This is a genomic window from Paraburkholderia sp. BR14320 (assembly GCF_040948665.1).
Classification (GTDB): Bacteria; Pseudomonadota; Gammaproteobacteria; order Burkholderiales; family Burkholderiaceae; genus Paraburkholderia; species Paraburkholderia youngii.
The window spans coordinates 1-7,323 of record NZ_JBFPKG010000107.1 but is presented as its reverse complement, the minus strand read 5'-3'; the positions used below and the strand labels follow the sequence as shown (position 1 = coordinate 7,323).

At 61.7% G+C, this 7,323-nt stretch carries 5 protein-coding genes; 1 reads left to right on the top strand and 4 read right to left on the bottom strand.

Annotation, left to right across the window (positions count from 1 at the left end; genetic code table 11):
- Nucleotides 1-88 precede the first annotated feature (88 nt).
- From AB3X89_RS38395 to AB3X89_RS38380, 4 genes are all read right to left on the bottom strand, one after another.
- Entirely contained in the window at nucleotides 89-1,780 is a 1,692-nt protein-coding gene (locus tag AB3X89_RS38395; RefSeq protein WP_368587838.1) for a phage integrase family protein, read from the bottom strand.
- A gap of 105 nt (nucleotides 1,781-1,885) precedes the next feature.
- Complete coding sequence (locus AB3X89_RS38390; RefSeq protein WP_368587837.1) at nucleotides 1,886-3,091, bottom strand: hypothetical protein; 1,206 nt, start codon at nucleotides 3,089-3,091, stop codon at nucleotides 1,886-1,888.
- Nucleotides 3,088-3,435: a Tn3 family transposase post-transcriptional regulator TnpC gene (gene tnpC / locus AB3X89_RS38385; RefSeq protein ID WP_368587836.1), complete on the bottom strand. Its 348-nt coding sequence runs from the start codon at nucleotides 3,433-3,435 to the stop codon at nucleotides 3,088-3,090. The genes AB3X89_RS38390 and tnpC overlap by 4 nt, the downstream gene beginning before the upstream one ends.
- Nucleotides 3,428-6,427, bottom strand: coding sequence for a Tn3 family transposase (locus AB3X89_RS38380; protein WP_368587835.1), 3,000 nt, complete (start codon nucleotides 6,425-6,427; stop codon nucleotides 3,428-3,430). Before AB3X89_RS38380 ends, tnpC begins: the two co-directional genes overlap by 8 nt.
- Before the next feature lie 136 nt (nucleotides 6,428-6,563).
- Between AB3X89_RS38380 and AB3X89_RS38375 the strand changes: the two genes are divergently transcribed.
- Nucleotides 6,564-7,094, top strand: a complete 531-nt coding sequence (locus tag AB3X89_RS38375; protein WP_368587834.1) for a hypothetical protein — start codon at nucleotides 6,564-6,566, stop codon at nucleotides 7,092-7,094.
- The last annotated feature ends 229 nt before the right edge of the window (nucleotides 7,095-7,323 follow it).

The following is a 7,323-nucleotide window of genomic DNA, read 5'->3' as shown; positions in this document are numbered from 1 at the left end:
GGGGTACGGCCAAGATTCGGTCGAATTGCTATCATAAGCCCTACGGTTATGAAGTCGATTCTCCTTATTCAATGGCAGCATAAGCCAATCAAGCCGTGAACGCCTCTCCGAACTGCCGTGCCCGCTTGACGTCGTCGGCGTGCAAGTAGATGGACGTGGTCGAAATCGAGGCGTGACGAAGGTTGTCCCGTACAGCGCTCAACTCCACACCCTTTGCAAGCGCGTGGGTCGCATGGGTATGCCGCATCCAGTGCGGCGTCGCCTGACGGAGTTTCTCAGCCAGCGCCGGGTGGTCGCTTTCAATGATCTGCGCAGCGTGCCGGAAAAACCGGCGCATGACTTCCCATAGACGCAGGGGCTTAATGCCGTCCGCATCGACGTCCAAGCTGCCGATCACCGGTGTGGCGGGGTTCCAGTGCGCGCGGCTGACAGGTAGCCCCCGTTCCTGCAGATACCGGTCCAGCGCGCTGCGTGCCAGGGGCGTCAAGGTCACCCGTGCTGGTTTGCCGCCTTTGCCGGTCACGTGCAGCCAGTGATCGCCGGCGGCGTCTGCCTCGACACTGCGCAAGGTTGCATCGGCCAGTTCGCTGATCCGCAGTCCCGTCGCGTAACCAAAATCCAGCATGAACCGAAGCCGGTGCGCGGCGGCGGCCTGCCAGCCGTACGACCACTCGAGCCCGTTTGCAATGGCGCGTACCAGCAGCCATTCGCCTTCGGTAAAGGCGTGCGTGGTCTCGAGCTCCATCGCACGCTTGCTGCCGCGCACCTTGATGCCAGCAAATGGGTTGGCCACGACATAGCGCTGCTCGACCAGCCAGCGGAACATGGAGCTGAGCACCGCAAGCGCATGGGCGATCGAACGGGCCGAGAGGTTATCGACGAACGGGCGCCACTCCGGCGAGGTGCGCGGCCGAGGTGGTCCGACCCAGCGTTCGCGCGGTGTCGGCCTGCGCAGAAACGCCCGGTAGTCGGTTGCATCGCGGGTGGTCAGGGAAGACAACGCCTTGCCGCAAGCGACGATGGCCCACAGGATCAGGCGTTCGGCTTCCTTTCGGTAGGCGCGCTGAGTGGCCGGGGATTCATGCAATGCAAGCCACGCCTGAACGGCGTCGTAATCGTTGTCAACGCCCAGGATGCAGCTCGACGCTGGCGCGCGGAAGGCACCGGCCGATCCGTCAACCTCGTGCGGTAGCCTCAGTTGTTCCCAAGGCGTGACGACGGACTGCCGGTCCGCGGCGATCAGGGCGCGCGCCCGCTCGGTGAGCGCCGGGTGCGCGGCAAAGAATGCCTCGATCCTTTTCGCGCTGGCCGGACCAAGACCCGGAATGACGGTCCACCACTGCCGGCGACGTGGAATCCGTACCGTGAGATCGGCCAGCGTCCGGATGTCAGCCGCGTACAGGGCACGCACAGCACGATCAGGCAACCAGCGCGCGATGTCGTCCCCGATCTGCGGGGGCGGTGAAGGCAGCGTGCGCAGCGTTTCGGCGGCCTGCGCCGTGGCGTGGGAATGCTGCATACGCTTGTGGGCCGGGCATTCGAACAGCGTGGCCAGATCTGCCCGCTGCCGGCTGCGGGCATAGAGTGCGAGGCGCCGGCAGATCTGGCCGATGACGCCTCGGGCAGACTCGCCATGGCCGAGCCGCCCGTGCAGATACCGGCGGACTGCGTCACGCGAGGATGCGCCCTCATACCAGGCACGCAGCGCTGCCAGCGCATCGGCATCAGGAAAATCGGCCGGGATGCCGGCGGCGGACGGGATCGTAAGGCACGTTTTCATGGTATCAAGTTTAGTGCAAAAATGATGCCACAGAGATAATAAAGGTTATCTCTGGACAAATTGCAAAAGGCGGACCATCTGGATTTTTCACGACAATTCTTTGGGCTAGATCGCCTGCAGGACCCGGTTCACAAAGTCGGCATGCGGGGAAGTGCCGGAGACCAGGAGACGAATCTGCTCCCTGATGGATTCGGCATCGACGCCGGCGTGCGCCGCTGCCTGCAGCGTGGCGCGGCTTGCATCGAGCACATCGACGCCTGTGATTTCGTAGCCGTAGCCCTGCGAAATCCACCGCAATGCCGCAAGACCCGCGGCCATGGCGAATGCCGGCTGCTTCTGCGCGAAGTCTCTGGCGGCACGCGTCAGCGTCCGGGGATCGGTCGCACTGGCGTTGGCCAGTTCAATGCCCAGGTCGAACAGGCCGGCGTCCTTGGCCGCCGCAAACCACTTGCCAGGCTCGCCTGGCGAGGCAGTAATCAGGTCGCGCAGAATGGTCTCCGGTGCGATGTGCGGGTACTTCTTTGCGATGGCCCGGAATGTTGCCAGGTAGGTGGTGCCCTGGTTAGCTTCGCGCGCATAGCGCCGGTATGCCTCGTCAGCAAGACCCGACGACAGCAGAATTGCCTCACAGGATCGCGCGATATGCCCATCCGGACTGTTGAGACCTCGCGTTGCTTCCGCATAGGTGAGCGCTTCAGCCTTCTTGCCCATTGCAACCAGTGCCTTGACGCCCCAGCACCGGTAATGCCACGATTTGAAGGGAGCCCGGTCCACCAGTGCGATTAGTTCTGCATACCGCTCTGCCTTGTACAGAGAGGCCAGACAGATCGGTGTTCCCGCAAAATATCCGCCGGGGCCGTCGGACCAGACGTGTTCAACCAGGTCAATAAACCTGTTGGCCCACGCGTTGGCGATACCTGCCGTCACGCAAAGTGCGTCCCATTCGTCCGACAGGCCCTCGATATAGGGGACGCCCTGATCCTGAATCGCCTCCCATAGCCGCTCGAGCCAGTGTTGCCGTGTGGCCGTATCGACCGGCGCATCGGCAATGACTGGTACCAGCACGTCGATTGCCCGGTTCACGGCAGAGCCGATGGCGCCGGACGAACTGTCGACGTGTTCCAGCGCGGGCGAAACCTTCTCCAGGAACTTGACCGCGCCTTCGGCCGCGAGCACCGCATCGCTACGCGCCATCTGCCTGATCTCCGCGAGCGCCTCTTTGATGCGCTGGATCGGTACGTCTGAGCGCCAGCCGAAGGCGTGGCGACGGAAGCGCTGGGCGAATTGCCATTTGTACGTGGCTGGCTTCATAGTGGATCGTCCGTCTGGGATCGCAGATCCTGCAGGGGGCGCAGGGCGAGAATCATCCGGTCGAGCACAAGCTGCCAGTCTTCCAGCTCCTCAAGGATGCAATCGGCCTGCTCCACCAGCGTGAGATCGTCCGTCGGAACGGACAGGCCCGCGCCGTTGATCACGGTGTGCGCCATGCCGTGCAGGCGCAAAAGATCGTCACGCAGCCCGTCGGGTTCGCAGCGTGCCCGGATCGTGTCGAAGAGGTCCACGGCTTGCTGGATGGTGGTCGTATCGTAACGCTGCCGCAGCGATTGCAATGCATCGGCATCGACGACACCATACGGGGTCTCAATGTCAGGCATGGTGTTTGGGTCTCCGCAGGGCACGGGCCGGACCGGCGAACAGGCTCTCGTGTATCCAGCCCTCGACATGTCCGAAGTCCAGTTCATACTTTCCAAAGCGTTTCAGGTTGCTGGTGAGGTAGGGGCTCAGAAATCCGATGTCGTCGGGATTGACCGCAATACCTTCGTTCACCATCGCGCGCAGTGCCTGCATCATATCCACCGTGTTCTGCAGGATTGCGGCCGAAGCCATGAGATCGTTGTAACGCAGACGTTTCTGCTGCTCGTCCGGATCGTTGACCGGCAACACGTCTCCGCCGAACGAGAACCACTTGGCAAAGCCATTGTAGGATTCGACCTTGTTGGTCGTGGCGGTAATTTCCTGCCGGAGCTCACTGCTACCGAGCCACTCAAGCAGAAATACAGTGCGCACGACCTTGCCCAGTTCTTCTGCTGCGAGGGACAGGCGATTCCTCGGACTGGCGGCACCGAAACGGCGCAGCAGCAGGGGCGATGAAATCGCTCCGGACTGGATCGACAGCGTGAGTTGCATCAGGTCCGTCCAGTGGCGCTCGATGAGATCCCAGTCAACCGATTCCGCGAACAGTCCGTCGATGTGCTCGTATTTCGTGGTGGCATCCACGCGATACAGCTTGAGATCCTGCCAGTTGCGGATCCGCGGCATCAGGTTGATTCCCAGCAGGTAGGTGAAGGCGAACACCGCAGCCGACTGGCCCTGGGTATCGGCGTGCACCGTATCAGCCTGAACGCTCAGGCCGGCCTTGAGCAGGCCTTCGATGACGTAGATTGCCTCCCAGATGCCTGGCGGAATGAAATGCCGGAAGACCGCAATGTAGTTGTCCGCCACGTGCCGGTATGCAACCGCGCCCATCTTGCGGTAGCGATGGTGGTAGCCGGCCAGCAGGTTGTTCTCGTAGAAATCGTACTGGGTGCCGTCCGCGGCCACCGTTTTGCCATCGCCCCAATGCTTGGGCAGATCCAGCCGCAGGTAGAGCTCGATCAGTTCTCGCTGCGCGGTTTCCAGTCGCTCCAGGCTCAGGTGCCGGCGATTGACGAACGACATCATGTGCGGCGTGATCGTGTCGCCCATGTGGCGCGCTGCCTGGGTGGGGCCCAGATTGCAACCCATTGCGAAGATGGTGAGCAGGTACCGTTCCGCGGCATTGCGGATCTTGGGGTCGCTGCCGCTGAGTGGGCCGAAATGCCGGGTGAAATGTGTCCAGTGCTCGATATTTGCCAGCACGTCCAGCAGGTTTCGCACCGGCATGCGCTTGACCATCGCCTTTTGCAGCGCCACTGCGCTTTCCGGAACGATGGTGGCTGTAGTGCGACGCACAACAAACTCGCCTGTCTTGTTGATGGTCACATGCTCGGCCTTCTCGGGAAATCGCTCGTCCAGTTGGCGGGCCGCATCGGCAAGCCATTCGCGCACGCGCGCCACGAAGCCGTCGCCGCTGTCCGGCATGCCCAGTTTCTCGCAGTAAGCTGGCAGACGCTTCTCGCATTCGTTCCACGGCAACAGGTAATCGCGGTAATCAGCAAAGGCATCCGAGCCGGCTACGCACAGATCGCCGCTGCGCAGTTCCTTCGCCATGCAGGACAGCACGCAAAGCTCCAGATAGCGCCGGTTTGTCGGCGCGCCCTTCTCACGTGGGCGGCAAACCAGCTTGCGCCAGCGCTCAGAGGTGAAGCCAAGGTCGACGTCGACATCGAGCCATTCCCGATGCCGCGACTCGTTCTCGAAAACAATCTCCAGCGCGCGCAGCAAGGTCTGCGATTGCGTCGTCGAGCCCCACGCCAGTGCGTGTGACAGCCTTAGTAATACTGACCGATGCGCCTTGAAATGCCGCCACAAGAGTGGCAAATGGTTCTTGCCACTGTAGGCGCGGACCTCGGCACAGCTTTCGCGCAATGGCTCCAGGCTGCCTGACGGCGCCAGGTACTGGCGCACCCGTGCACCAACTTCGGCATCGTCCTGGTGGTCGTCGACGATGTTGACCACGCTGTCGAGCATATCAACAAGGCTTTCCATCTGCTCGCGCTGGCGTGCCTGAATCTGTTCAAGCTCTTCCTTGGCCCGCTTGTGGATCGCGCCCATACGGCGAATGAACATCTCGGCCAGGTCGTCGCGGGCGCGCACGCGCATCTGATGCAGCAATGCGACGACGAGGGTATATCGCCGCTCCGGCAAAACTTCCCTGAGGTTCGCCGCATCCAGGCTCATCGCCTGGGTCGACAGGGAGCGCAGCTTCACTGCCGGCACGCCCTCGAGCACGTGCGTGTAGTCGCCAAACCCATCGAGCCAGGCGAGGTGATCGACCAGCAGGGAGATGTGCTTGCGCGACGGCCGTAACGCGTACCGCTTGATGGCGTTGTAGGCGGTCTGGCGCTGGTTGAATTCCCGCTTGAGCAGCCGGTCCAGCTGGGTCCTGTCATCGTCGGTCAGGCGACGCGAGACGCGCCGGAACAGCGCCGTCTGGGTTCGCGCATAAACCTGCTCCACAATCAGATCCAGCGTCGAGAACGCTGGCAGTTCGACCTGCTGCTGGATCAGGTTGTCGATGGTGGCATTGATGATGTCCACCGGCTGGTCCATCACCTCGGCGGCCTCGTGCGCAGCGCGTACCGCGATTTCGTTGGCATCCGTGCCGTAATAGGACTGGATGCCGAGAAATTCCCGGATCGCCGCGTAGTGCCGAAACAACGCGGGCGACCTCGCCCGGTCGTAGCCAAACTGGACATCTGCACCGAAGTTCGCGCTCGTCCGGATGTGCCGGACTACGGCGTCGGGAATGACATCGAGAAAAGGAAAGTAGTGCATCTGCTGGAAAACCTTCAGCAGGACCAGCAGCCCCAATCTCGAAGACTGGCCACGCGCGTTTCGACACACCCACTCCAGCTCTTCGACGTCCGGCGTATAGCAGGCTTGCAATTCGGCAGCCGAAAAAACCTTGGGGAAGCGCGGATATGCGGTACGTTCAACGGTGGCCATGCCGGATTGCAAGTCTCGAATGGGGCGGTCAGTGTAGCGCAAAAAATCCGGCAAACCCGTTCCACCTTCGCCAATCCGTGCAACCAGCTGGTCGCTATAATTTGTCGATTCAGAACACAGCGAAGGGGGCTAAAAAATGGGCAAAGCCAGTCAGCAAAAAAAATCGTCGCGTGCCCGCAAGCTGGGCGTGCGCGAGATGGACGTATTGCGACGCGGTGCGGTTCAGTCGGGGATCCCTGACGCTATCGTTCTCGATCGTAATGATCTGCCGCCGGAACAGAAAATCTCCTGGCCCCTCGCCCAGATGCTTCAGGAAGAGGTATCCGATGATCCCACATTGGAGGAATATCAGAGCGCACTGACGGCGATTGTGGCGGCATGGAATATCAGCCTCCTGCCCGAGGACGAGCGTGGCGAAGCGCTACGTGAGCAGATCAGTTTCGACAAACGTGTTCCACCTGAAATACGGCGTGAAGCCATACAGGGAATCGAGCGCCTGATTGGCGAAAAGCTGGCCCGTTTCCCCCATGACCGCCGCCGTATCGTCTCGTATGAGGCGAGGCTCGAAGGCGACATGCTCCGGGTCGTAGCGGCGGCGACCGACGGTCCCCGACACGACACGTTGAAGGATGTCATGCGCAGTTTGCTGCGAACGATGACTGGGTGAGAGGTCGCGCGTCCAGACCGGGCGCGCCCCTCCCGCGCAGGATAGCCAGGGACGTCGAGCTGGAGCAGACGCATTCTCGACCACACCTGCATCAACTTGCGTACCAACGACGCCTACGGCAAGCGGGCGTCCACGGCGTAAGCACCTTATTCCTTAGTCGAATAGGTTTTTCTGACTTCATAACCATAAAGCTTATGATAGCAATTTGACCGGATCTTGGCCGGACGCC

What these genes read in the sequence shown, in the direction of transcription:
- tnpC (WP_368587836.1), bottom strand. Translation starts at nt 3,435, where the DNA reads ATGCCTGACATTGAGACCCCGTATGGTGTCGTCGATGCCGATGCATTG.
- AB3X89_RS38375 (WP_368587834.1), top strand. Translation starts at nt 6,564, where the DNA reads ATGGGCAAAGCCAGTCAGCAAAAAAAATCGTCGCGTGCCCGCAAGCTG.
- AB3X89_RS38390 (WP_368587837.1), bottom strand. Translation starts at nt 3,091, where the DNA reads ATGAAGCCAGCCACGTACAAATGGCAATTCGCCCAGCGCTTCCGTCGC.
- AB3X89_RS38380 (WP_368587835.1), bottom strand. Translation starts at nt 6,427, where the DNA reads ATGGCCACCGTTGAACGTACCGCATATCCGCGCTTCCCCAAGGTTTTT.
- AB3X89_RS38395 (WP_368587838.1), bottom strand. Translation starts at nt 1,780, where the DNA reads ATGAAAACGTGCCTTACGATCCCGTCCGCCGCCGGCATCCCGGCCGAT.